Source organism: Natranaerobius trueperi (genome assembly GCF_002216005.1).
Taxonomy (GTDB): domain Bacteria; phylum Bacillota; class Natranaerobiia; order Natranaerobiales; family Natranaerobiaceae; genus Natranaerobius_A; species Natranaerobius_A trueperi.
Genome location: NZ_NIQC01000021.1, coordinates 17,346 through 42,062, shown reverse-complemented (window position 1 = coordinate 42,062; position 24,717 = coordinate 17,346). Strand labels below are relative to the sequence as shown.

General features: G+C 33.2%; 20 protein-coding genes, 1 tRNA gene and 2 pseudogenes. 21 read left to right on the top strand and 2 right to left on the bottom strand.

Annotated elements, in window-relative coordinates:
* Positions 1-322 precede the first annotated feature (322 nt).
* The 5 genes and pseudogenes from CDO51_RS09350 (at position 323) to CDO51_RS09315 (ending at position 6,061) form a co-directional block, all read left to right on the top strand.
* Entirely contained in the window at positions 323-1,480 is a 1,158-nt protein-coding gene (locus CDO51_RS09350; protein WP_205842194.1) for a YkvI family membrane protein, read from the top strand.
* A 111-nt stretch (positions 1,481-1,591) separates the two neighbouring features.
* Positions 1,592-3,153: pseudogene (locus CDO51_RS15455) on the top strand (IS3 family transposase).
* Between the two features lie 1,062 nt (positions 3,154-4,215).
* The gene (locus CDO51_RS09325; RefSeq protein WP_089024002.1) at positions 4,216-4,518 is read left to right on the top strand and encodes an ArsR/SmtB family transcription factor; all 303 of its coding nucleotides are present in this window, start codon (positions 4,216-4,218) and stop codon (positions 4,516-4,518) included.
* Positions 4,519-4,592: 74 nt separating this feature from the next.
* A complete protein-coding gene (locus CDO51_RS09320; protein WP_089024001.1) occupies positions 4,593-4,823 on the top strand; it encodes a thioredoxin family protein in 231 nt (76 codons plus the stop codon).
* Positions 4,824-4,885: 62 nt separating this feature from the next.
* Positions 4,886-6,061, top strand: coding sequence for a permease (locus tag CDO51_RS09315; protein WP_089024000.1), 1,176 nt, complete (start codon positions 4,886-4,888; stop codon positions 6,059-6,061).
* A gap of 341 nt (positions 6,062-6,402) precedes the next feature.
* Here CDO51_RS09315 and CDO51_RS09310 read toward each other — a convergent pair whose 3' ends face one another.
* Positions 6,403-7,818, bottom strand: a complete 1,416-nt coding sequence (locus tag CDO51_RS09310) for an FMN-binding glutamate synthase family protein (RefSeq protein WP_089023999.1) — start codon at positions 7,816-7,818, stop codon at positions 6,403-6,405.
* A gap of 351 nt (positions 7,819-8,169) precedes the next feature.
* Between CDO51_RS09310 and CDO51_RS14725 the strand changes: the two are divergent.
* The 16 genes and pseudogenes from CDO51_RS14725 to CDO51_RS09235 form a co-directional block, all read left to right on the top strand.
* A pseudogene (locus CDO51_RS14725) lies at positions 8,170-8,286 on the top strand (IS30 family transposase); the annotation flags it as partial.
* Positions 8,287-8,642: 356 nt separating this feature from the next.
* On the top strand, positions 8,643-9,236 hold the full coding sequence (locus tag CDO51_RS09305; RefSeq protein ID WP_089023998.1) for an exonuclease domain-containing protein: 594 nt from the start codon (positions 8,643-8,645) through the stop codon (positions 9,234-9,236).
* Between the two features lie 21 nt (positions 9,237-9,257).
* Positions 9,258-9,572 carry a divalent-cation tolerance protein CutA gene (gene cutA / locus CDO51_RS09300; protein ID WP_205842193.1) on the top strand — a complete coding sequence of 105 codons (315 nt, stop codon included), beginning with the start codon at positions 9,258-9,260 and terminating at the stop codon, positions 9,570-9,572.
* A 136-nt stretch (positions 9,573-9,708) separates the two neighbouring features.
* The gene (gene hisD / locus CDO51_RS09295) at positions 9,709-10,974 is read left to right on the top strand and encodes a histidinol dehydrogenase (protein ID WP_089023997.1); all 1,266 of its coding nucleotides are present in this window, start codon (positions 9,709-9,711) and stop codon (positions 10,972-10,974) included.
* Between the two features lie 269 nt (positions 10,975-11,243).
* A complete protein-coding gene (locus tag CDO51_RS09290) occupies positions 11,244-12,095 on the top strand; it encodes a glycine betaine ABC transporter substrate-binding protein (protein WP_205842192.1) in 852 nt (283 codons plus the stop codon).
* Between the two features lie 162 nt (positions 12,096-12,257).
* Complete coding sequence (gene yfmF / locus CDO51_RS09285) at positions 12,258-13,556, top strand: EF-P 5-aminopentanol modification-associated protein YfmF (RefSeq protein WP_158212413.1); 1,299 nt, start codon at positions 12,258-12,260, stop codon at positions 13,554-13,556.
* Positions 13,556-14,854, top strand: a complete 1,299-nt coding sequence (yfmH, locus tag CDO51_RS09280) for an EF-P 5-aminopentanol modification-associated protein YfmH (RefSeq protein WP_089023994.1) — start codon at positions 13,556-13,558, stop codon at positions 14,852-14,854. The genes yfmF and yfmH overlap by 1 nt, the downstream gene beginning before the upstream one ends.
* Before the next feature lie 90 nt (positions 14,855-14,944).
* Positions 14,945-16,051 (top strand): M20/M25/M40 family metallo-hydrolase, encoded by a 1,107-nt coding sequence (locus tag CDO51_RS09275; RefSeq protein WP_089023993.1) that lies wholly within the window; start codon positions 14,945-14,947, stop codon positions 16,049-16,051.
* Positions 16,052-16,156: 105 nt separating this feature from the next.
* On the top strand, positions 16,157-16,771 hold the full coding sequence (locus CDO51_RS09270) for an RNA polymerase sigma factor (protein ID WP_089023992.1): 615 nt from the start codon (positions 16,157-16,159) through the stop codon (positions 16,769-16,771).
* Between the two features lie 4 nt (positions 16,772-16,775).
* Positions 16,776-17,414 carry an anti-sigma factor family protein gene (locus CDO51_RS09265; protein ID WP_089023991.1) on the top strand — a complete coding sequence of 213 codons (639 nt, stop codon included), beginning with the start codon at positions 16,776-16,778 and terminating at the stop codon, positions 17,412-17,414.
* Between the two features lie 29 nt (positions 17,415-17,443).
* Positions 17,444-20,158: a DNA polymerase I gene (polA, locus tag CDO51_RS09260; protein WP_205842191.1), complete on the top strand. Its 2,715-nt coding sequence runs from the start codon at positions 17,444-17,446 to the stop codon at positions 20,156-20,158.
* Between the two features lie 6 nt (positions 20,159-20,164).
* On the top strand, positions 20,165-21,004 hold the full coding sequence (mutM, locus tag CDO51_RS09255) for a bifunctional DNA-formamidopyrimidine glycosylase/DNA-(apurinic or apyrimidinic site) lyase (RefSeq protein ID WP_089023990.1): 840 nt from the start codon (positions 20,165-20,167) through the stop codon (positions 21,002-21,004).
* 1,075 nt (positions 21,005-22,079) lie between these two features.
* Positions 22,080-22,697, top strand: a complete 618-nt coding sequence (ytaF, locus tag CDO51_RS09250) for a sporulation membrane protein YtaF (protein ID WP_158212412.1) — start codon at positions 22,080-22,082, stop codon at positions 22,695-22,697.
* 16 nt (positions 22,698-22,713) lie between these two features.
* Complete coding sequence (gene coaE, locus CDO51_RS09245) at positions 22,714-23,313, top strand: dephospho-CoA kinase (protein WP_089023988.1); 600 nt, start codon at positions 22,714-22,716, stop codon at positions 23,311-23,313.
* Positions 23,314-23,397: 84 nt separating this feature from the next.
* Positions 23,398-23,961 carry a lytic transglycosylase domain-containing protein gene (locus tag CDO51_RS09240; protein WP_089023987.1) on the top strand — a complete coding sequence of 188 codons (564 nt, stop codon included), beginning with the start codon at positions 23,398-23,400 and terminating at the stop codon, positions 23,959-23,961.
* Positions 23,962-24,010: 49 nt separating this feature from the next.
* Positions 24,011-24,096, top strand: a tRNA-Leu gene (locus CDO51_RS09235).
* 187 nt (positions 24,097-24,283) lie between these two features.
* Here the strand turns inward: CDO51_RS09235 and CDO51_RS09230 are convergent.
* A complete protein-coding gene (locus CDO51_RS09230; RefSeq protein ID WP_089023986.1) occupies positions 24,284-24,598 on the bottom strand; it encodes an ArsR/SmtB family transcription factor in 315 nt (104 codons plus the stop codon).
* Positions 24,599-24,717 lie beyond the last annotated feature (119 nt).

Here is a 24,717-nt window from a genome sequence, read left to right as displayed (position 1 = left end):
ATCGCCACTCATGACCAGGATATCATGTTTTGTATCAGCCCAATCAATCCCAACAAAGTACATTCTAAGACCTCCTTAAGGTGATGGTATTTAGTAGCAGAGGTAAGCCTTGTCTAGCATCAGTGCTCGAGGCACAACTTCTCTATAGTCCGTAACTGCTACTTATGGTATCCGGGGAAGACATTTCTTTCAAAAGCAGTCGTACTGACTAGGAGTGATTGGTCTTTCCCCGGATGGCCACCTTTACTTTATTATTACGTGATCCAAGAGGGGCTTTCCTGCCCTTCTATAAATAACTATAACAGACAAGGAGTGAAAAGTAATGGATGTTAAAAAAATACTAGGACCTAGTGCAGCAATTGCATTTGTCTGGTTTACAACTCACTTTGGTGGGGGGTTTGCTGCAGGGCGTCAATTAATTGATTACTACGTAAATTTCGGGCGATATGCTGCGTTTCTACCTTTTTTCTCGATGCTTATCGTAGGTATTGCTTTTTACTACGGTTGGTTATATGCAATTGCACATAAAACATTTGACTATGCCTCTTTCGGAGAAAAATTTTATGGAAATAGGGCAATTGCAATAGTTTTCGAAATTGCATATATAATCTTATTGGTTGTGGCCACTGCTGTAGCTTTTGCAACTGGAGGAGAAGTTATTAAAGATGCAATAGGGACTCCATATATTATTAATACCATAGTAATAGCAGTAGTTATTTTCTTTTTAACAATCTATGGAGCGCGTGTTGTGCGAAATGCAGCTACTTCTATTGCAATTATTGTAATTGTTGGGTTAGTACTAATTTTTGGTAGTAATATTATTATAAACTTTGAAGGAGTTTCAGGGGTTATAAGTGCTGGTGAAACTAACACAGGATTTGGACCTGCACTTTGGCAAATGTTATTATACGTTGGTTTTCAATCGTTTTTGTTCTGTGCTTGTGTTGCTGTAGCCGAACCTTTAAAAACAAAGGCTGATGCAAAAAAGGCTGCTACTATAGGAACTCTTGTGAACGGATTGTTAGTGCTGTTAGCATCGATAGGTATACTAGGGTATTATCCTGATATTTTAGCTGAAGAAGTCCCGACATTATATGTTGCTGAGAGGGGGTTTGGCGGACTTTTTGCGACATATGCTACTTCTTTACTCATATTGTTGGGAGTAATTTCTACTGGAGTTAACCTGGTATTTGGTGGGGTAAAAAGAATTGTGTCGAACTTTTCTAAAGGAAATGAAGCTAATGATCGAAGAACAAATATCATTGCTTCTGTATTATATGTACTCCTTACCTGGGCAATAGCGTTATTAGGATTGATATGGCTTATTCAAATAGGATATGGTTATTTAGGATATGTCGGCCTGTTCTTAATTGTTATTCCTTTTATCGTTAAAGGAGTCTTAAAGAGTAAAGAATGGCCTATAGGAGATGGTTATTCAAATGATGATAATAGTGCAGGCACTGAAGAAGAATCCACCTAAATATTTTAAATTCTAAAAACATTAAAGGGCGAACACCCGCACATGTGATATGCTCCCCTTATGGTAGACAGGTAAAAAAATAAAAATCTGTCACCAAAGGGGAGTATTTTTATGTCTAAAAGAAAGAAGTATACCGCGGAGGAAAAATATCAAATTATACGGGAGTACCAGGAGGGCCTAGGCACCCTTAGTGATATTGCATGTAAATATAACATCTATAGAAAGACAATTACACAGTGGATATATAAGTTCGATAGGTATGGAACAGAAGGTTTAGTTGACTCCTCTACTTAGAGAAATTACTCGCAGGAATTAAAGGAAAATGCTATACGAGATTACCTATCAGGGGAACTACAGCTAACAGAAGTAGTTATGAAATATGAAATATCTAAATCACAGTGTTTTTCTTAAATGGTTAAAGAAGTATAATAGTCATAGTGAAGTTAAAGCAACACGGAAAGGAATGAGCCAATCTATGACTAAGGGAAGAACAACTACTTGGAAAGAAAAAATAGAAATCGTATTATCTTGTATTTCAAATGGACTGGACTATCAAGGTACTGCAGATACATATAAGGTTTCTTATCAGCAAGTATATCAGTGGGTTAAGAAGTATGAGTCTGGCGGTGAGGATGCCTTAAAAGACCGGTGAGGAAGAAAAAAAGATCAAGAGGAATTAACACCAGAGGAAAAGGTTCAGCTTGAGATGAAGAGAATTAAGGCAGAAAATGAGAGGTTAAGAGCGGAGAATACCTTCTTAAAAAAGTTGGAAGAACTCGAAAGGAGGTGCTATTAAGTAGTATTAGACAGGAAAACAAGTATATTGCAGTCAAACAATTACATGATGAACAACAGCTTTCGATCGTCCTACTATGTGCTATTGCTGGTATTTCTCGCTCTGCGTATTACAAGTGGACGAATAGAAAGGAAACTAAAATCGAAGCTGAAAATAAGATATTAATCAAAGAAATGGTCAAGCTTTACGAAAAGGTAGACGAAACCTACGGCTATAGAAGGTTAAAGAGAAACTTAAATAAAAAGCTTTGGAAAAAGTTTAACCATAAACGTTATATATCGCCTTATGAAAATTGTAGGTTTAAAATCAGTAATCCGCAGGAAAAAGAAGCGTTACGTAAAGTCTACTCCAGCACATCGCAGAGAATATACTAAATCGTGATTTTAAAGCTCAAAGCCCTAATCAAAAGTGGCTAACTGATGTGACTGAATTTAGGTATGCCAATAATCAAAAGGCTTATCTAAGAGCTATTTTAGACTTGTATGACAGGTCTATTGTTGCATATGTTTTTGGGCACTCCAACAACAATCAACTAGTATTTAAAACTCTTGATAAGGCTTTGACATTTTCCCCTGGGGCAAAGCCTTTATTCCATAGTGACCGAGGATTTCAATATACGTCTAAGCAATTTAAAAAGAAGCTAGATGTTGCTAAAATAACCCAGAGTATGTCTAGGGTGGGAAAGTGTATTGATAATGGTCCGATGGAAGGCTTCTTTGGAATAAAAAAGTGTGAAAAGTATTATTTAAAAAGCTATACAACCTTTGAAGAGCTAAATGATGCTATTAACGAGTACATATATTTCTATAAATATGAGAGACTACAAGAAAAACTAAACGACCAGAGCCCAATGGAATATTGGGGTCTAGTCGCTTAATTGTGTTTTTATTATTTCCACTGTCTACTTGACATGGGGCAGTTCAATGTGCAGTAGTGAATTATTAAAGGCTTCTATAGATTTATTGTGAAAGAGAGTGGGGGCAATGAAAAGCTTGTTACGTCCTACTGCTGATCTGGCCTTTGTTTAATTCACTACTCATTTAGTGGAGGGTTTACTTCAGGACGTCAGTTGATAGATTTTATGTAAATTTTTGCTGGTATGTTGCTTTTTTCCAATTATATCTATGCTTCTTTGTGGTCTCGCTTTCTATTATGGCTGGGGATTTGCTGTTGCTCATGAAACATTTAATTATATCTCTTTCGGAGAAAAATCTATGGTAATATTAATAGCTGCAGAATATTATTCTTTTATTTGTTGCAAGTGGTGTGGCTTTTGTAACTGCGAGTGGTTGTAATAGATAGTTAAATAATAGAGTGCATTAATATGCAATGTTATTTTCACTTATTAAAGAAACATCTACATAACCCCCTAAAAGATTTGTAGAGATGGTATCTGTTGAAGAATCTTTCCCTAATTTGTGCCAATCTGAAGCAGTCGGGCTGGAAAAAGAGCGTGAATGGTTACATTTCGCTATACCTTGGGCACTACATTTACAAGTAGATTTACTTCTAGGAAGTCTAATTTAGTTGACACGTCAAAAAACTGAGATTGAAAAAACAAATAATTGATCATCAGCAAAAGTTCTTTTGTAACTTTAGCTTATGGTGTGATTACAAGTTTTCTACAATGTCAGGATTTTTAGGAGTTTTTCATCTTTTTTCAACTTTTTCTTCTTTTAAATTTGCTAAAAGACCACCGGTCAACCCTCCAATTATTTTACCTACACCTCTTGCTAAATATATATCCAATACTACTAATTCCTACTTTAGCAAGTATTATATATCTAATTAGCACAGTCTTAGGGTGACAATATCACAGAACAATTACAAATTTAATTGAGAAGTATTGACATTAGAAATTGGTAATTGTATAATCGAATTAAATCGATGAATTTGGATATGTCGATGCGTGATAAAAATCACAATAGGTGGTGGATATATGAATAATATTGCAGAGACCTTTAAAGCTTTGGGTGATCAAAATAGACTAGAAATATTATCACTTTTAAGTGATAGTGAATTATGTGTTTGTGAAGTCATGGCAAAAATGGATATGTCCCAATCTACAGCTTCACATCATCTAAAAGTACTAAAGAATTTAAATTTAATTAAGAGCAGAAAAGCTGGAAAATGGATTTTCTATTGTGTTGATAAAGAGAGTGTTGAAGGTCTTCAGCTTAAAGTGGATGAAATCTTTGCTTCATTGGCAATAGAACCTGATAAACGTGATCCGAAAAGATAAGTATTGTACTTTTGATTTTAAAGAGGGTTCTCTAAAGAATCTTCTTTATATATAAAAAAAAGGAGGGCTTTATTATGAAAATTCAAGTAATGGGACCAGGTTGTCCTAACTGTGAAAAGCTTTATAATCTAGTGAAAGAGGTTCTAGCAGAAAAAGGAGTAGAAGCAGATCTAGAAAAGGTGACAGACATGAACAAGATTACAGATGCAGGTGTATTAATGACACCTGGTTTAGTAATCGATGGAGAAGTTAAGGTATCAGGTAAGGTGCCTTCTAAAGAGGAAGTCGGTAAACTTATAAGTTAAACTTAAAAGCGGGTGGGGGACTGTAAGAAACAGTCTCCACCTTTGAATGTGGAGGTGTATTTATGAAAGAGAATATAAAAAAACTTTTGATTTTAGTAACTGTTTTTATTGGAGCGTATTTTATACCTTTTGATAATCAGCATGTTATTGATTCTATTATGGAAGGTTTCTACATGCTCCAGTATTATGTTCAAGAACATGTGCTGACCTGCTTGATTCCAGCTTTTTTTGTAGCAGGTGCTATAGCAAACTTTGTTTCTCAAGGTGCAGTTTTAAAATATTTTGGTGCTCAAGCTAAAAAAATAGTATCATATTCAGTTGCTTCAGTTTCTGGAATTTTATTAGCAGTTTGTTCTTGTACTATTTTACCACTGTTTGCAGGAATTTATAAACGAGGAGCTGGTATTGGTCCGGCAATAGCCTTTCTATATTCAGGGCCAGCTATAAACTTATTAGCTATAGTTTTAACGGCAAGAGTATTAGGGCCTGAACTTGGAATTGCAAGAGCTATAGGTGCTATTATTTTTGCTATAATTATTGGATTACTAATGGCTATTATCTTTAAAAAGGAAGAAGAAAATCGTACTCCTCAGTCGTTTGATATGGGGGAAGAACAAGAAAGTAGAACACTAATACAAAACATACTTTACTTTGTAACTATGATTGCAATTTTGTTAGTTTTAACTTTAAGTGAACCTACCAATCCAGAAAGTTTTTGGGGATTATTATATGGTTTGAGATGGTATGTAGTTATAGTATTATTAGCCTTCTTAGGTGTTATGTTATACTCCTGGTTTAATAAATCCGAACGAATTTCTTGGGTAGAATCTACCTGGAGTTTTGCTCAACAAATTTTCCCTTTACTTTTTGCTGGTGTGTTTATAGCAGGTATATTAATGGGAAGACCGGAATCAGATGCTGGTTTAATACCTGCACACTATATCGAATCTCTTGTAGGTGGTAACTCAGTTCAAGCTAATTTTATAGCCTCTATAATTGGCTCAGTTATGTACTTTGCAACTCTAACTGAAGTACCTATACTTGAAGGGCTCATGGGTTCAGGAATGGGAAGTGGCCCAGCGCTTAGTTTATTACTTGCAGGCCCAGCCTTAAGTCTTCCTAATATGCTGGTTATAAAAAGTGTACTAGGAACTAAAAAAACTGCTGTTTTTGTAGTATTAGTCGTTATAATGGCAACTACTGCAGGATTAATTTACGGTAATTTAATTGTAAGTTAGGTTTAACGATTTTTTAGGAGTTTGTGTAAACTTTCTGATAATGACCTATAAGAATGACTTAATTACAGGATAGAATACTGAAAAAATCGAGGGAGTTTCCTTAGAAAGGGATCATCTCCCTTGATTTATCATTTTGTTATATGTTAACTAGTGCGCAAAGAAATCTATATCAATTATTAAGAAAATTTTCCTCCTTATATTCGTCCTCCAAAATAAATGCTTAATTAAGCCTAATTTCTGTTCTAATAGTCTATTTTTTTGTGATGTTCATTGCTCTCTTTCCTTTTCTGGTAATTATACTTCTTATTATACATCATTTCAGAAGGTTTACACTGTTTATTTTATCTCTTGTTTTTAGAGTACCCTAGACTAACACCAGTGATATCAGCAATTTGTGGATTGATAGTATATAGATCGTCTTTACAAACATTGCTTATACTAGTTTTACCAAGAGCTCTAATACCTTCTTCCATCTCTTTTGTTGATGATTTAAGGTATTTTTCTAAATTTGCAGCTCCCTTATTCAAATTAAACTTATGTTTAAAATGCCCTGTTTCCCAAATTACTTGAGTAGGTGGTTCTAAGGGGAGAGCTTTAAAAACTTCTTTGTGCCCTAGCGCAAAGATTGCTGCAGTTCCAATATAAACAGCATCTGCACCAAGAGCAATTGCTTTAAGAAAATCTCCTGGGGTATATAATCCGCCACCAATTATCAAGGATACTTTACCATTTAGACCGTTTTTTTTAAAGAATTGATTTGCTCTACCAATAGCCAACAATGTGGGTACTCCAAAATCATCTTGAAGGATTGGTGGTGATTGATAAGTCGCTGCTTCTGCACCATCAAGTACAACTGCATCAACTCCAGCATTAACAGCGATTTCTAAATCCTTTTCAAGATACTTACTTGCCCCCATTTTTACACCAATAGGTACACCATCTGTGATTGATCTAAGATCTTCTACAAGTCCTTTTAAATCTTCCATAGACTCAATTCCTTCCATTTGAGCTTTGACTACTGCTTTCTTACCAGGTCTAACTCCTAATCTTTTCTCAACAGTTTTACTCATATCTTTAGATTTTGTTGCATGTTCAACCCCGGCAATAGCACCTTGGCCTAATTGAATCTCTATCATGTCAGCTTGTTTGATGATTTCTGGAGATTTATTCCATTTTCCACGATTAAATTGTAATATTAAATATTTTGCTGCTTTTCTTTCTTTAGGTAAGAATGCGCCTTCTCCTGTATTTGTAGCTGTTCCAACTTTTGCAGTAGCTTTAGCAATAGCTACTTTTGCTTTTTCACTTAAAGCCATACCATAAGCCATACCTGATATTAGAATAGGTGTATTTAAGATTAAAGGTCTTTTGGCTCTTGGTCCAATAGTTACATCTGTATCGATATTGAAATTACCTGGGGTAGGTAAAGTATGAAGCTGAGCTATATTAAAATATAATGTTTTGAAATCTAAAACTCTTATTGGACTACCGAGAGGTCTTCCGATAGCTATACCTTCTTCAGCCCTTAAGTTTGTTTCTACTATATTTTGAGGACCAAACCTCCTAGTAGCTGAAACAAGTTCCCATAAGTTTTCATCATAGTTATCTTTTGTAAGCCTAGTGAGTGCTTTACTAGAAGTTGAATCAATTGCTTTTCTAGCACTATATTTAGCACTAAAGATACTTAAAGCTGAAGTAGCTAAAATTTTAGCAGAAGTTGGCCAGTTCTTAAGATTCATTAGTTTATTAAACTTCATATAAAAGGCACCTCTTGTAAGTAAATTATTGCTATCTTTTAGTATATACAGATAGTGGTCTAAATACTAAAAAAGACGGTTGTGAAAAACCGTCTTTTTTTAAAAGTACCGACTATTATTTTTGCAGTTTTTAATGCTTAATTGTAAAATCAAATTGAACTAAATAAAAACTCCATAGTGGACCCAACTGTAATATAATTAAATCACCACAAAATAACCAATTACAGGAAGGGTGCACACTATGGATTACCTTAATAATACACCAACTTCCCGCAAGAATAAACATCTAAATGATTTCGAACGGGACAGATTGAGTTACTACATAAGCAAGGCTACAGCCTATTTGATTTTTCAACAGAAGCAATTGCTAAAGTTCAAGTCTGGTGCAATACTTTGCCTAGGAAAATCCTTGATTACTTAACACCAGATGAAGCTTTTCTTGAACAGTGTGAGGCCTTACTTGAATGATTTTTATATTACAGTTGGAAACTAGTTCAATTTAATATTGCAATTTACGTTAATAATATTAATTTAAAAAAACAATTTTTTGTTATGAACTATGGGCTTCTTTAGTTGTTGGGCGATCTTTTCCTTATTATAGATTTTGTGAATATTTTTCAGTGTTTTCTTGTTATTACCTAAAAAAGGAAAATTTAAAGTCATACTTCCTCCTTATAGAAATTTATTTAAGTCCACAAAAACTATCATATGCAGAAATAAGTGAAATGTGACATTTTTAATTTTTTTTTTAACAGGATTTTTAATAGTAATAGACGAATCATTATATAGCAAGTTTTAGTTTAGGGAGATGGAGGAGGATTAAGATGGATTTCGTAGCAATTGATTTTGAAACAGCTAATAGTAGTAGAGGAAGCGCTTGTGCTTTAGGTATAGTGGTGGTAGAGAGGGGAGAGATTAAAGAAAAAAAACATTGGTTAATTAGGCCCAAAAATATGGATTTCAAACCTTATAATATTTACATACATGGTATTAAGCCAGAAGATGTTAAAAATAAACCTGAATTTAATAGATTGTGGGATGAAGTTTATCCTTATTTAGAAGAAAAGTTAATAATAGCACATAATGCATCATTTGATATTAGTGTATTAAGACACGTTTTAGATGAGTATGATATACCTTATCCAAATTTTGATTATATGTGCACACAAAAGCTTGCTGAAAAGGCTTGGCCCAACTTACAAAAGTACAGATTGAATTATATTGCGGATACATTAGGTGTTAACTTTAAACATCATGATGCTTTAGAAGACTCTTATGCTTGTGCAAAAATAGCCCTTGCAATTTGCAAAGAAAGAAATATAAATTGTCTATACCATTTAATAGATGTCCTTAAAATGAGTAAAGGAAAACTGTATTCAGGAGGATATAAACCTGCTAGAATTAATGAAGCTGGATAATTTTAGAAGGAGGTGTGACTATTGAGTCGTTCGATGTTTTATATAACATGTGATAGCATGGAAGAAGCAGAAAAATTAGCAAAACAGCTTGTTGAAGAACGATTGGTGGCTTGTATTAATGTTGTACCAAAAATTAAATCTTTCTTTTACTGGGAAGGGAAAGCTCAATCCGAAGAAGAATTGCTATTATTAGGAAAAACAAGAACTGATGTAGTCGATCAATTAGTAGAAAGAGTTAAGTATTTGCATTCTTATGATGTTCCTTGTGTGGTTTCCTGGGAAATAACAGAGGGCAATGAAGAATTCCTTCATTGGATTGACAGTGAAGTTAAATAAATTAAATTTTTGATATTTAAATATGGCTAGCATCTCTATATAAGAGGTGCTTTTTTGTTGACTAGAATATATTTAAATGCTAGGATAGAATTATTTAATACTTTAAAACAATAAAATAAATACTGGAGGTGTAATCATGTATAAGTATAAAGAAGCAAAACATAACAATTATCAATTTGATTTAGATGATAACACTAATGAAATAGTAAAGGATATTATAGCTAAAGTAAAATTAGAGGGTGATAATACTTTACTAGAGTTTGTTAAAAGATTCGATCAAGTTAAAATAGACAATATATATGTTTCGAAAAAAGAAAGAAAACAAGTCTATGAGGCAATGCCTAAAAAGTTAAAGGAAGCCTTATTATTTGCAAGAAATCAAATAGAATTTTTTGCAAATAAACAGCTTTCATTATATCAAAATCTTGAAAGTGAAAATATTCCTGGTGTAACTCTTGGGCATAGAATAATACCGGTTTCATCTTGTGGTTGCTATGTTCCTGCTGGAAGATATCCACTCCCATCTTCTGCTTTAATGTCTATTGTTCCAGCGAAAGTTGCAGGAGTAGAGCGTGTTGTTGCTGTTGCACCACCTTCTAGAGATTACGATAGTATACATCCTGTAGTTTTAGCTGCTATGTATATTGCTGGCGCTGACGAAGTATATATATCTGGTGGAGCTCAAGCCATTGCTGCATTAGCGTATGGGACAGAGACGATTAATAAAGTTGATATGATAGTTGGACCAGGAAATAGATATGTTACAGAAGCAAAACGACAAGTAAATGGTATAGTAGGGATAGACCAATTAGCAGGTCCTAGTGAGGTGCTTATCATTGCTGATGACTCGGCTGATATCAAGAAAGTTGCGACTGATTTATTAGCCCAAGCAGAACACGACCCTGATGCTAAATGTATTTTGGTTACTACGAACGAGTCAATTGCAAAATATGTCGAAATAGAGCTTAAAAAAACTATAACTAGTATAGATACATTTGATACTGCTAATGATAGTTGGTCTAACTATGGTGAAATTATTATTGTCGAGAGTCTTGATGAGGCAATTAAAATTTCTGATGAAGTAGCTCCGGAACACCTGCAATTATTAACTAAATATAATGACCAACTTATGAATAGAGTTAAGCATTTCGGTTCCCTTTTTGTTGGAGAGTGGTCTTCGGTTGCTTTTGGTGACTACGTTTCAGGAACTAATCATATTCTTCCTACTGGCTGTAGTGCAAGATTTAATTCTGGTTTAACAGTCGGTACATTTTTAAAAACCTCGTCTTTTCAAAAAATATCTAAAGAAGGCGCAAAGAGCTTAGCATATCATTGTTCTGATCTAGCTGATCTTGAAGGACTTGATGCTCATAAAAAATCAAGTAATTTAAGAATAGATTAATAATAAAAATAACATAATATAGAATAGGAGAGAGAACCTTTGAAAGGTCTCTCTTTTTTCATTTGATATGTTATAAAAAAAGGAAAAATGTGATAAAAAACAAGTATGAACAAGTGAATAGGAAATTAAATTGTGACATTTATCGAGAGAGTAAGAACTGAATAACTATGGGTATAGAGAACCTCATAGTAGTTTTGACTTGTTAGTAGCTTTAGTATATTATATAAGAAATGTTTTAAAAAACAAATTACATAAGGAGGCATTATATAGTGCAGAAAAAAATCGTAATTTCTATTTTTGTACTTATTTTAAGTTTAACGTTGGTAGTAGCTTGTCAGGAAGATCAAACAGATGACACTATAGAGATTGGTTATAATCAGTGGGCTGAAAATATTGCTGTGTCAAATATGTGGAAGATTTTATTAGAAGATCAAGGTTATGATGTCGAGCTAGTAGATGTAGAAAAGGCTGTTTTATTTAGTGGTGTAGCACAAGGTGACTTAGATATTGGTATGGAAGTTTGGATCCCGTATACGGATCGGTATTATATTGATGAATATGGCGATGATTTTGATATTCAAGATACTTGGTACGAAGGTGCTGATCTTGGTTTGGTAGTACCAGAATATATGGAAGTAGATAGTATTGATGAGTTAAGTGAATATAGAGATGAACTTGATGGTGAAATAATCGGAATTGACGCTGGTGCAAGTATAATGGATATGACACAAGATACTATTGAGGAATATGATCTAGATTTTAATTTAATTGATAGTTCAGAAGCTGGGATGATGAGTGAATTAGATAATCGTTATTCAGATGAAGAGCCTATTGTTGTAACACTTTGGAGTCCCCATTGGGCTTTTGCTGAATATGATCTAAAATATTTAGATGACCCGGTATTATCCTATGGAGAAGCAGATAATATAGTGTTTATAACTAGAGATAATTTTGAAAATGATCAAGAAGAAGTTCTTAATTGGATGAATGACTGGGAAATGGATGATGAAAGTTTAGGAGAACTGATGAGTGTCATAAAAGAGCTTGATGATCCTGTTGAAGGTGCACAGCAGTGGATTGATGATAACGAAGAATTAGTAGAAGAATGGTTAAATGAATAAGGGAAAATTTTAGGTGGAAATAGGACTTATCTATTTCCACCTTTTTTATATCGAAAATTATATTTACTATTTATAAAACTTCATTATCATCTAAAAAAGATTAATAAATTAACTTTTTGGGAAAATATAAATAACAAGATCTTTAAGAAAGGAGCGATGATAATGGAAGTTATAACAAAAGAACTTGCTCAGGATGTAAGGTTACATATGATTCCACAAGATAATTTGAAGACCACCTTAATTAAAGTGTTTTTCCACTGGCCATTAGGTAATTTTAATGGTCATATGGGGATTGTTCCTAGAGTATTAAAAAGGGGGACGAAAGATTATCCAACTTTTTTAGAGTTTAATGAAAAATTAGAAGAAATGTATGGAGCTGATTTTGTTACTGGGTTACATAAAAAAGGAGAAAGACAATTAATAGAATTAAGACTTGAAATGGTAGGGGAAGATTTCTTGTTAGAACAAGATAGACAAAAAAGTTCATTCAATGAAGGAATAAACTTACTATCAAAAGTATTGTTTGAACCTGTCTTAGAAGAAGATGGATTTGCAACTAGTACTGTAGAAAAGGAAAAACAAAATCAGCTAGATAGAATAAGTAATCAAAAAGACGATAAAATTAATTATTCTGTTGAAAGAATGATTAAGCATATGTGTCAAGATGAACCCTTTGGGGAATCAAAGTTTGGTAATGAGAAAGAAATAGAAAAAATTACAGGAAAAAGCTTATATGAAAGTTACAAAAGATTATTAGAATCTGCCCCAATTGATATTTTTGTTATGGGACACTTTTCTAAATCTGTTGCAGAGAAAGCTGTAACAGATAAACTCAAATTTTCTAATAGAAAGGATACTCCAGATTTTAATGTGCAGGTAAATAAAGAACTGTTTGAAGAAAAAGAGATTAATGAGTATCAAGATGTTAATCAAGGAAAACTGTGTTTAGGGTTTCGAACTCAGATAAATTACAAACAACCTAAGATCTACCCTTTAATGTTATTTAATGGTTTATTAGGTGGCTTTTCTCATTCTAGATTATTTAGAGTTGTTCGTGAAGAACATAGTCTATGTTATTACGTATTTTCTAGATTAGAAAAATCAAAAGGTATCATGGTGATAAATGCAGGTATAGATCCTAAAGATTATGATCAAACAAATAGCCTAATTAAGACTGAATTAGAGAACTTAAAGAATGGGGACTTTACAGATAAAGAGCTTGAAATGACAAGAAAAGCTATATTATCAGCTCTGATTCAGCTAGAAGATAATCCAGATGCAATTGCTGAAACATTGTTAGAGGGTATTATAAACGGCAAAAAACCTGTTACTCCAGAAGAAGTAAGGAATAAATTACAGGCTGTAGACAGTACAGAGATAACAAAAGCTGGTAAAAATGTTCATTTAGACACTATTTATCTTATGGCAAAAACAAGTAATGAAAAGGTAGGTGTGACGTAATGGAAACAAAAGCTAGAATAGAGAAGCATTATCACCCTTTAGTTAAAGAAACAATTTATCAAAGTAAAACAGATAATGGTCTAGACATATATGTACTTCCAAGAAAAAACTTTAACAAAACATATGCAATTTATGCTGTTAATTATGGGTCAATTGATAATTATTATCGTAAAACAGATGGAGAAGTAAAAAAAGTACCTGATGGAATAGCGCATTTTTTAGAACATAAGTTATTTGAGAAAAAAGATGGTAATATTTTTAATGATTTTTCTGATCTTGGGGCAAGTGCTAATGCTTTTACTACTTTTGGTCATACAGCTTATCTTTTTAGTGCCACTGAGAATTTCTATGAGAGTTTAGATTTATTACTAAATTTTGTACATGAACCATACTTTACAAAAGAAAATGTGGAAAAAGAACAAGGAATAATTGATCAAGAGATAAGTATGTATCGAGATGATCCTGATTGGGTTGTTTTTTTTAATTTACTAGAAGGTATATATCATAGCCATCCGGTAAAGACAAACATAGCCGGAACAGAGAGCGAGATAAAAAGAATAACTCCAGACTTGTTGTATGAATGTCATAAAACATTTTATCACCCTTCAAATATGGTTTTATTTATGATTGGAAACCTAGAGCCAGAAAAAAGTATTGAACACGTCAGTAATATAATAAATAAAAAACACTTTGAAGAATTTGATCTAGAAGAACGAATAGTACCCAAGGAACCTGAAAGTGTATTTAAATCAAAAGTTTCAAAAAAACTAAATGTCTCTAAACCAAGAGTTTATTTAGGAATTAAAGAACAACTAGCATCTAATAGTTACCCTAAACTATATGATGAAGTAGTAACTGATTTATTACTTGAATTGATATTTGGTGAAGGATCAAAGCTGTATCAAGAACTATATGATAAACAATTGATAGATAATAGCTTCCATAAATCTTACGCATATGGTAGAGGGTTTGGTTTTACTACTATAGGTGGATCTACTAATGACCCAGATAAGCTAATACATAAATTGGAAGAAAGTATTAGAAATACTGCTAAAGAAGGAATAAAAAAACAAGATTTTATTAGAGTGAGAAATAAATTAATGGGTGCTTATTTAAAGGGATTCAATTCCCTTGAATATTTATCTAATACTTTCTTGAATTTATATTTTGCACAAGACTTTTTGTTTGATTACTCTGATATAATAAGCAAGGTTAGTATAGATGAGCTTCAAGATAGACTAATTAATGACCTTTTAAATGAAAGTAAAACCGCATCTTATTTGTATCCGAACAATTAAGATTATTCTCCGTCTAAAGACAGGAAAAAAAGGTGATTATGGAGAATAGTAATGCAGTAGGATCACAAATAAGTCTGGAGGGTGATATATATGACTAATAAAGAAAGACTTAAAAAGTTGTTTTTTGAACTTGTAGAAATCGATAGTGAGTCATCAAAAGAGGGTAAAATGGCAGAACGTCTTAAAAAGGAACTTTCAGATCTTGGCGGAGAGCCCTATGAAGATAGTGCTGGTGAAAAGATGGGTACTGAAGCTGGTAATATAATCTGTAAGATTGATGGTGATAATGACAAAGAGCCTATAATCTTAAGTGCTCATATGGATACTGTAAAACCGGGAATTGGAAAAAAAGCAGTTTTAGATGGTGATGTAATCAGAAGTGAAGGAGATACGGTATTAGGTGCTGATGATGCTGCTGGATTAGCAGCTATTTTAGAAGCGCTTCGAACAGCAAAAGAACAAGGTGTTTCACATCCACCAATAGAGGTTGTTTTTACTGCTTATGAAGAAGGTGGACTAAATGGTTCAAGAAGACTTGAATTCGACAAATTAACTGCTAAAAAAGGATATATTTTAGATAGTAGTGGAAAAGTTGGAACAATGATCGTTGAGGCTCCGGGTCAAGAAAAATATGATATCAAGATAAAAGGTAAACCAGCACATGCTGGCCTTAGTCCAGAAGATGGAGTTGATGCAGTTAAGGTTGCTGGTGAAATTATCACAAAGTTAAAAATTGGAAGAATAGATGAAGAAACTACTTCAAATATTGGAATAATTAATGGTGGAGAGGCAACAAATGTCGTCTGTCCTTTAGTGGAAATGAAAGGAGAAGCTAGGAGTCGTGATGAACAAAAACTTTCAGAAATAACTCAAGAATTTAAAAAGATATGTAATGAAGTAGCAGATTCCTATGGTGCAACTGTAGAGTTTGAAGATAACAGGTTATATTCATCCTATAAACTAGACAAAGAAGATGATTTGGTTTCCCATTGTACAGAGGCAGTTAAAAAGTTAGAATTAGAACCTGCATATAAAGCAACTGGTGGTGGCAGTGATGCTAATATCTTCAATAGTAATGGGATTAAAACAATGAATCTAGGGATGGGTTATCAAAAGGTTCATACCACAGATGAATTTATACCAGTAAAAGAACTAGAAAATGTTGCGGATTTAGCATATAATCTAATTACACTCTAATAAAACATTTAGCAACTGAATATAGGACAACTAAATGGGGTGGTAAACCTGTCAATCTTATAATACAGTGTATAGTATAGAGGAACTGGCAAAGGAAGTGAGTCTATGAAAGTTAAAGAAGACGAATTACTAGTTAAAAAATGTCAAAAGGGCAAATTAGATGCCTTTGAAGATCTTGTTAATAAGTATCAGCAAAAAGTCTATTCACTTTGCTATAGATTTGCTGGTAATCATGATGACGCAAATGATTTGGCACAAGAAGCTTTTATTAGGGTTTATCATTCCATAGACAAATTTCATTTTAAATCTGCCTTTTCCACTTGGTTGTATAGGGTTACTTCAAATGTTTGTCTAGATGAAATAAGAAAAAAGAAGCGAACTTCATCAGTTTCTATAAATTCCCCCATGGAAACCGATGAGGGTGAAGTGTATTTTAATCTTCCCGATCAAAAATTCAACCCAGAACAACTAACGGAAAGAAAAGATGTGCAAGATATAGTACATAAAGCGATTCAAGAACTACCTGAAGAACAAAGAATAACGATACTACTTAGAGAGATAGAAGGGCTGTCATATGAAGAATTAGCTGAAGCTTTAAATGTATCTATTGGAACAGTGAAATCTAGGTTAAATAGAGCAAGGCATAATTTAAAGGAAATTTTAACCCAAAAAACGGAACTTTTTACAGATACAACACATCTAAAGGGTAAGGAGGTGTAACAGTATGGATTGCAATTGGATTCTAGAAAGACTTTCATCATATGTAGATAACCAGCTAAGCCCTTTAGATGTAAAAAAAGTTCAAAAGCATTTAAAATATTGTGATCACTGTCGAGATGAATTTGATCAAATACGGAAGGTTAATAAGTTAGTAGGATCTCTTGACGAAATCTCTCCCTCGGAAGATTTCTTAACTGATGTAATCAGTAATACCTCGAATGAAGAGAAGCAAAAAGACATTAATACTTTTATAAATAGTGCTTTTAAGTTAAAGAATGTAGCAGCAGCATTAATAGGTATATTTTTATTAGGAAATGGTGTACTTTTTGCCTTATTCGAAGACATATCAGGAGAACAAGTTGCAGAAGATATTGAGAGAGAACTAGAAATAAGTAATTCTGATCAAGTAGAAATTATTAGAAATCTTCCGGGCGGTCCATATAGAACTTATGTGGAAGGTGAAAATGAAGCTGATGTAACTATGGCTTCTTCTATTTCACAAATTGATATGAGTAAGTATGAAGAAAACGGTAATGATGACGAAGAGACTATTACTAAACCATTTCTAATCTTTAATGGAATGTATCTACCTTTAGCAGTTTCTACGATTATGATATTAAAAAACCGTAACAGGGGGGAATAACCCCCTGTTTTTTATGTAGGAGGATTTGGATGATGAATCAAGATAAAGCTAATGAAAAATTTGTTGTAATTGATGGGAATAGTTTGTTAAATCGAGCTTTTTATGCGCTACCGTTATTACAAACTAAACAAGGATTTTATACAAACGCTATTTATGGATTTATTCAGATGTTAAATAAGTTAATTGAAGATGAACAGCCACACTATTTAGCTGTTGTATTTGACACTAAAGCTAAGACTTTTCGTCATAAACAGTACCCAAAATATAAAGCACACAGAGATAAAGCTCCTGAAGAAATGATTCCACAGATGCCAATGTTAAAAGAACTCCTTGATGCTATGAATATTTGTTATTTTGAAAAAGATGGATATGAAGCTGATGATCTAGTGGGGACTTTTTCTAAAAAAGCTGAAAATAAAGGTAAACAAACCTTGATTGTAACAGGTGATAAAGATTTACTACAGCTTATAAGTGATAACACAAAAGTTGTATTAACTAAAAAAGGTATTACAAATATGGAACAATATGATGAATCACGTGTTGAAAAAGACTTTGGGGTAAAACTTGATAACTTTTTAGATTTAAAAGCTTTGACCGGAGATAAATCAGATAATGTTCCAGGAGTTCCAGGTGTAGGTGAAAAGACCGCTCTAAAGTTACTAAATAACTTTGGATGTGTTGAAAAGATATACGAAAATTTAGACCAAGTTTCAGGAAAAAAACTTAAAGAAAACCTATCTGAAAATAAAGAAGAGGCTTTTTTAAGTAAAGAATTAGTTACTATTACACGAGAAGTTCCTTTTGATTTTTCGTGGGAAGAGTTATCAAAATTTAATTTCCAAACTGAAGATGCAAGAAAGTTGCTGATCGACTGGGAAATGAAAAGTATTGTAGATAGAGTATTTGAAGAAAATAATAATGAAGTATTAAACAATCAATATGACAATTGGGATTACTGTTACTATGTTCAAGAGACTAACAGTGAAGAATATTCTTCATTAAAAGATATATTGAAGAGTTTAGATAACGATGACTATTTAGGTATTTACAGGCATACTCCAAATGTTAAAACAAGTAAGAAAAGTACTTACCCTGAACCAAAAGGTGGGATTGTACTCGCAGTCAAGGAAAAAACTTTTTTTGTTCCTGAAAATTTAATATCAGAGGTTACAAATGATATTGTCTACCATTACTTACCAGAGAAAATTATAACTCATGGTATTAAAGAATTATGGCATCTTGTATATTCTTGCTGTGATATTGATTTATATGAACTATATTTAGATACCGATAAAATCAACCTTTATGATACCGAATTAATGGGTTATCTAATAGATCCAACTAGTGCACCTCATGGTATTGAAGATTTAACAAGCGATTACTTAGAAGGCGCAACTTTATCAGCTTTAGAAACTGATTGGCAGACTATTTGCGAAAGAGGTATCGCTCTCATTGATTTAGTTGATCCAATTAGTGATATCTTGAAATCTAGAAATCAATGGGACTTGTACTTTGAAATTGAGTTGCAGCTCGCTTTAATTTTAGCTAGAATGGAACACCGAGGGATTAAAGTTGATAATGATGTATTAACTAACATGGAACATGATATCAACAAAAGATTAGATGAATTTAAAACAAGGATATATGATATTGCTGGTGAGGAATTTAACCTTAATTCACCAAAACAGCTAGGATATATTCTATTTGAAAAGCTTGAACTACCTGTTATTAAAAAGACTAAAACAGGGTATTCTACTGATGCTAAAACTCTAGAAATTTTGGCTCAAGATTATGAAATAGGTAGGTTATTAATAGATTATCGGCAGCTTTACAAATTAAAAACTACATATTTAACAGGTCTTAAAGAAATTATTTCAGAAAAAACTAGAAAAATTCACACTACATTTAATCAGACTATAACTGCAACTGGTAGGTTAAGCAGTACAGAACCTAATCTACAGAACATACCTGTTAAGTTAGAAGAAGGACGAAAGATTCGGAAGGCTTTCGTAGTTGAAAAAGAAAATCATGATTTTTTAGCTGCTGATTACTCTCAGATCGAGTTAAGGATATTAGCACATGTATCACAAGATGAAAACTTAATTAAAGCCTTTAAAAACGAAGAGGATATACATACTCAAACAGCTTCACAAGTTTTTGAAGTACCACCTCAAGAAGTAACTAATGAAATGAGATCTCATGCTAAAGCTGTTAACTTTGGTATAGTGTATGGTATTAGTGATTACGGACTTTCTACACAACTAGGTATTTCTAGAAAACAAGCGAAAACTTATATAGATAACTATTTAACTAGATTTTCTGGAGTTAAAGAGTATATGGATGGAACTATTAAAAACGCAAAAGAAAATGGATATGTTACTACCCTTTATAATAGGCGAAGAGAATTACCAGATATAACTCATAGAAACTTTAATATTAGATCAGCAGCAGAAAGAACTGCTATTAACACACCAATTCAAGGTACAGCAGCTGATATAATTAAAGCTGCAATGGTACAGGTCGAAAAACATTTAAAAGATGAAGACCTTACTCAAAAGGCAAGTTTAGTGCTACAAGTTCATGATGAATTAATTTTCGAAGTTGATAGAAATTATCTAGAAATGATCTCAATTAAAGTACGAGATATTATGGAAACTGTTTTACAACTTGATGTTCCATTAACTGTTGATTTAAAGAAAGGGCCGAGCTGGTTTGAACTTTCGTCCTATGAACCAGGAGAGTGATACTAAATGCCTGAGTTACCAGAAGTTGAGACAGTAAGAAAAAACTTAACGAATGAACTTTTAGACGATAAAATAGAAAATATAGAAATTTATTTTTCAAAAATGTTACAAAACACGACCCCCAAAGCGTTTGTCGATCTTGTTAGTAACCGTGTAATAGAACACATTGGCCGTATAGGAAAATACTTAATCATTTATTTAGGTTCTTTACAGGAAGATACTAAAAAGGTATTAATAATTCATTTACGGATGACAGGTAGACTTTTAGTGATAAATGACAATACAAAAGTGGATAAACATTTACGGTGTCGTTTTTTCTTAAAATCCGGGCGGTATTTAGACTTCTGTGATCAACGCAAATTTGCTACTATGGCTTTAGTAAATAAAGGAGAAGAATTTAAATGGAAAGGTATTGCTTTACTAGGACCTGAACCGATATCAGATGATTTTGAGTTAACAACCTTTTATAAAGGGCTTAAAAAATCCAAAAAAAGTATCAAAGCGATATTACTTGATCAAAAGCTTGTTTGTGGCTTAGGTAATATTTATTCAGATGAAGCTTTATTTCGTGCAGGTATCCATCCTCAAAAAGCAGGTGAAGAAATATCCCAACAAGAAGCAAAGCAACTTTTTTCTTCCATAAAAAAAGTAATATCAGAAGGTATAAAGGAACGGGGTACAACTTTTAGTGATTATCGTGATTCGTATGGTAATAAAGGTGGATTTCAGGAACTATTACAGGTATATGGAAGAGCTCGAGAGTTATGTTTTATTTGTAAAAACCCTTTAGAGAAGATAAGAGTAGCTAATCGCGGGACTACTATTTGTCCTAAATGTCAAAAATAAAGATTGATCTCCCGTTAGATAAGCGGGAGATTTTTTATTGTTTGCCCTGCAAGAGCGGCAGCTAGGCGGTGAAAGTCCGCTACAGGCTTGGTGGTAGGAACTGTTAGCAGATGGCAAGGGCGTCCACCGCGAGATGGAGTCTGAAGGAAGCCTAATGAAAACTCTCGGTCTGACGAACAGAAACCACATAAAAGGCATATGTGGGGTGGATGAGTGTGCACTACAACACAAAGTCCAATACCACCCGAACCCTACGGTGTAAATGTGGCAGATATATGAGAGGAAAGTTACCGTTCTTAACAGGGGAGGTCTTACGGGGGTCGCTGACAAGAGGGTTAACCAACAACCCACAGCGACAAACCGTGCAGTGATGCACGGTTGAATCGTAAGAAGTCAGCAGAGGTCATAGTACCGGAGACGGGAAGGACCGAACAATGGTAGTCTTTTAAACCAGAGAGAAGGTGAGATAGTGCAAAGAGAGCAGAAAACTGTGAAAACAGGCTACCCTTGCGAGGGTATGGTGGAACCAGAGAGTACCAAGGGAGCGGAGTACTAGCTCACTGGAACCTAATGAGAAAGACGGTGCAGAAAGCTTACTTGATAAATTAATGCATATAGGGAATTTAAATGAAGCCTACAAAAGAGTAAAGCAAAACAGAGGAGCGGCAGGCGTTGACGGGATGACAGTCGATGAGCTAATGCCATACTTAAAATAAGGACGCATTTCAAAAGAGCCTGAGAAGTGGAAGCTTGGGAATGGGCAAACACCCGGAAAGGGGTACTGGCGAATAGCCAATAGCTGGATATTATAAGTCATTAACAAACGAATACCTCGCATCAATTGGATATGATGACATATCCAATTGATACGAGGTACTGCACTCAAATCATTGAACCGCCAAGTACCGAACGGTACGCTTGAGTGGTGTGAGAGGTCGGTAGATAAATTAATTATCTACCTCCTACTCGATTATGAATAGCACCAAGGGAAGTATGCATAGGACGTGCACTATAATATTAACCACCCCATATAGTAAATTACTAACCATGATATTAGAAAATGGGAGGGAATAATATGATAGAAATGCTTCCCTTGCTTGCTCTTGCATTAGCAGTAAGTTTAGATGGATTTGCAGCAGGGTTTGCTTATGGTGTAAAAAATATTAGAATTCCAATGGGTTCTTTGATATTATTAAGTGTGACATCTGGTATATCAATTTGGTTTTCTATGTTTTTTGGTAGGTTAGTAGGTAACTTATTTACACCTAATGTTGCAGAAAACTTAGGTGGTGTGATATTAATATGTCTAGGTATTTGGTTGATATATCAAAATATATCCATTATAACTAAGAGTAACAAAATGGAATTTAATAAGAGCAATAAAACTGTTTTTGGTGATGTATTAGATGATCCTATAAAAGCTGACTTTGATAAATCAGGGTCTATTTCACTAAAAGAAGCAATAATACTAGGTGTTGCTTTAGCAATGGATGCCTTTAGTGCAGGCTTTGCAGCTTCTTTAATGGGCTTTCATTCATTATTAACACCTATCTTTGTTGGTCTTTGTAAATTTTTACTTGTACCTTTAGGTACTAAAGCGGGATTAAATATTAAGTCAGTTACAAATCATCCTAAAATAGTTTTCCTTCCGGGTGCAATATTACTACTACTAGGATTGATAAACTTAATTTAAGGAGATGAAATAAAAAATGATCATAGGTCTGACAGGAGGAATTGCTTCTGGGAAATCAACTGTATTAAAAATGTTAGCTGATCTAGGGTCTATAACAATAGATGCAGATCAGATTTCTCGAGAAGCTACCAAAAAAGGATCACAAGCATTAAATGAAATCAAGGAAGTTTTTGGCAAAGAATATATTGATAAAAATGGTAAACTTAAACGTGAAGCTTTAGGAGACGAAATATTTAATGATAAACTAGCTAAAGAAAGACTAGAACAAATACTTCATCCAAAAATTGATATACAAATGAAATACTTAATTGATAAATACCAAAAGGAATATCCATCTAAATTAATAGTGGTAGATATACCACTATTATATGAGGTTGGTAAAGAGGAACAATTCAATGAAGTTTGGGTTGTTTGGGTTGATTTTAAAACTCAATTAGAGCGCTTAATGAAAAGAAATGATTTATCCTATAAGGAAGCAAAAAACCGTGTTAGAGCTCAGATGCCTCTTGATGAAAAAAGAAAGAAGGCTGATCGTGTAATAGATAATAGTGGATCAATTAATCATACAAACCGACAAGTAAAAGAATTATTTAATAAAGTTTCTTCAAAAGAATAGTAAAAATAATTTAATCATATAGTAATATTTAATAATATGTATTAGAATAGATATAACACAATGTTTTAGGACTGAGGTGTCACAATGAAATCTAGTAAATACTTATTTATCATATTGAGTTTGATGCTTGTAATAACTGTAATTATTAATTTGGTTATTCCAAAGTTATGGGAAATGTTTTATCCTCTTCACTATGAACAAGAAATTTACCACGTATCAGAAAAGCATGATATTGATCCTTATTTATTATTTTCTATTATTAAAGTCGAAAGTAAGTTTGATTCAAAAGCAGTATCTAACAGTGGAGCATTAGGCCTTATGCAAATAATGCCTTCAACAGGTGCATGGGCTGCTAATGAGATCTCTATAGAGTCTTTTGAATATGATGATTTATTAGAGCACAAAACAAATTTAGAAATTGGGGCTTGGTACTTTGATTATCTGAAAAATGAATTTAATGATGATTTAGTAAAAACTTTAGCAGCTTATAATGCAGGGCAAGGAAAGGTGAGAGAATGGATAGAAACAAATGTTTGGGATGGAACAACTGAAGATATTGAAAGTATACCGTATGGAGAAACAAGATCTTATATTGAACGAGTGTTATTAAATTATAAGAGATATGAGGATATATATAGTGAATCTTGACAAAACCGATATATCGGTTGTATAATTAATTTTGTTGTAAGTTAATTAAGCGGAAGTGGTGGAATAGGCATACACGCAGTCTTGAGGGGGCTGTGCCCAATGGGCTTGCGGGTTCGAATCCCGCCTTCCGCACCAATATTCAAAGTAACTAAAAGTGCTGAATCCGAGTAGGAGACAGCACTTTTTATATTTAGCAAAATATTTGAGATAGCTATATAAAAGTTTTAAATAATGCCGGCTAAAAGCCGGCATTATTTAATGATCAAAAGTATTGATGGTTGTAGATATGTTCTACTGACAGCTTATCAATGGTCTACTTCTCTTAACATTTTTTATGACAAGAATTGTTGCAAGTTTTATTCTTTTCGATACACAGTTCATATAGATTTGAGAACTCTTCTGAAAGCTCTTTAAAAACCTCTTGTTTTACAGAATAGTGAGTGAAATATCCTCGTTTTTCACCCCAAATAAGACCTGCTTCTCGTAAAACTTTCAAGTGTTGACTAATAGCAGCTTCAGTTATATTTAAGCGATTTGATAGTGCACCTACACAAAAGTCATTTCTTAATAATAATTCTATTATTTTGAAACGTGTAGGGTCAGATAAGGCTTTAAGAATTTTAAGTTTATTTAACATGAAAACTCACCACTCATTTTAATTAATCTTAAGTGAATTATATTATACTACCTAACATTTATCAATTTAAAATCCATTAAATTAGACTGTTGACAAAAACAATTAAGCGAATTAATATC

Bases quoted from the DNA above. Each gene is read 5' to 3' on its own strand.
- CDO51_RS09350 (WP_205842194.1), top strand. From the start codon at position 323: ATGGATGTTAAAAAAATACTAGGACCTAGTGCAGCAATTGCATTTGTC.
- CDO51_RS09325 (WP_089024002.1), top strand. From the start codon at position 4,216: ATGAATAATATTGCAGAGACCTTTAAAGCTTTGGGTGATCAAAATAGA.
- CDO51_RS09320 (WP_089024001.1), top strand. From the start codon at position 4,593: ATGAAAATTCAAGTAATGGGACCAGGTTGTCCTAACTGTGAAAAGCTT.
- CDO51_RS09315 (WP_089024000.1), top strand. From the start codon at position 4,886: ATGAAAGAGAATATAAAAAAACTTTTGATTTTAGTAACTGTTTTTATT.
- CDO51_RS09310 (WP_089023999.1), bottom strand. From the start codon at position 7,818: ATGAAGTTTAATAAACTAATGAATCTTAAGAACTGGCCAACTTCTGCT.
- CDO51_RS09305 (WP_089023998.1), top strand. From the start codon at position 8,643: ATGGATTTCGTAGCAATTGATTTTGAAACAGCTAATAGTAGTAGAGGA.
- hisD (WP_089023997.1), top strand. From the start codon at position 9,709: ATGTATAAGTATAAAGAAGCAAAACATAACAATTATCAATTTGATTTA.
- yfmF (WP_158212413.1), top strand. From the start codon at position 12,258: ATGGAAGTTATAACAAAAGAACTTGCTCAGGATGTAAGGTTACATATG.
- yfmH (WP_089023994.1), top strand. From the start codon at position 13,556: ATGGAAACAAAAGCTAGAATAGAGAAGCATTATCACCCTTTAGTTAAA.
- CDO51_RS09275 (WP_089023993.1), top strand. From the start codon at position 14,945: ATGACTAATAAAGAAAGACTTAAAAAGTTGTTTTTTGAACTTGTAGAA.
- CDO51_RS09270 (WP_089023992.1), top strand. From the start codon at position 16,157: ATGAAAGTTAAAGAAGACGAATTACTAGTTAAAAAATGTCAAAAGGGC.
- CDO51_RS09265 (WP_089023991.1), top strand. From the start codon at position 16,776: ATGGATTGCAATTGGATTCTAGAAAGACTTTCATCATATGTAGATAAC.
- polA (WP_205842191.1), top strand. From the start codon at position 17,444: ATGATGAATCAAGATAAAGCTAATGAAAAATTTGTTGTAATTGATGGG.
- mutM (WP_089023990.1), top strand. From the start codon at position 20,165: ATGCCTGAGTTACCAGAAGTTGAGACAGTAAGAAAAAACTTAACGAAT.
- ytaF (WP_158212412.1), top strand. From the start codon at position 22,080: ATGATAGAAATGCTTCCCTTGCTTGCTCTTGCATTAGCAGTAAGTTTA.
- coaE (WP_089023988.1), top strand. From the start codon at position 22,714: ATGATCATAGGTCTGACAGGAGGAATTGCTTCTGGGAAATCAACTGTA.
- CDO51_RS09240 (WP_089023987.1), top strand. From the start codon at position 23,398: ATGAAATCTAGTAAATACTTATTTATCATATTGAGTTTGATGCTTGTA.
- CDO51_RS09230 (WP_089023986.1), bottom strand. From the start codon at position 24,598: ATGTTAAATAAACTTAAAATTCTTAAAGCCTTATCTGACCCTACACGT.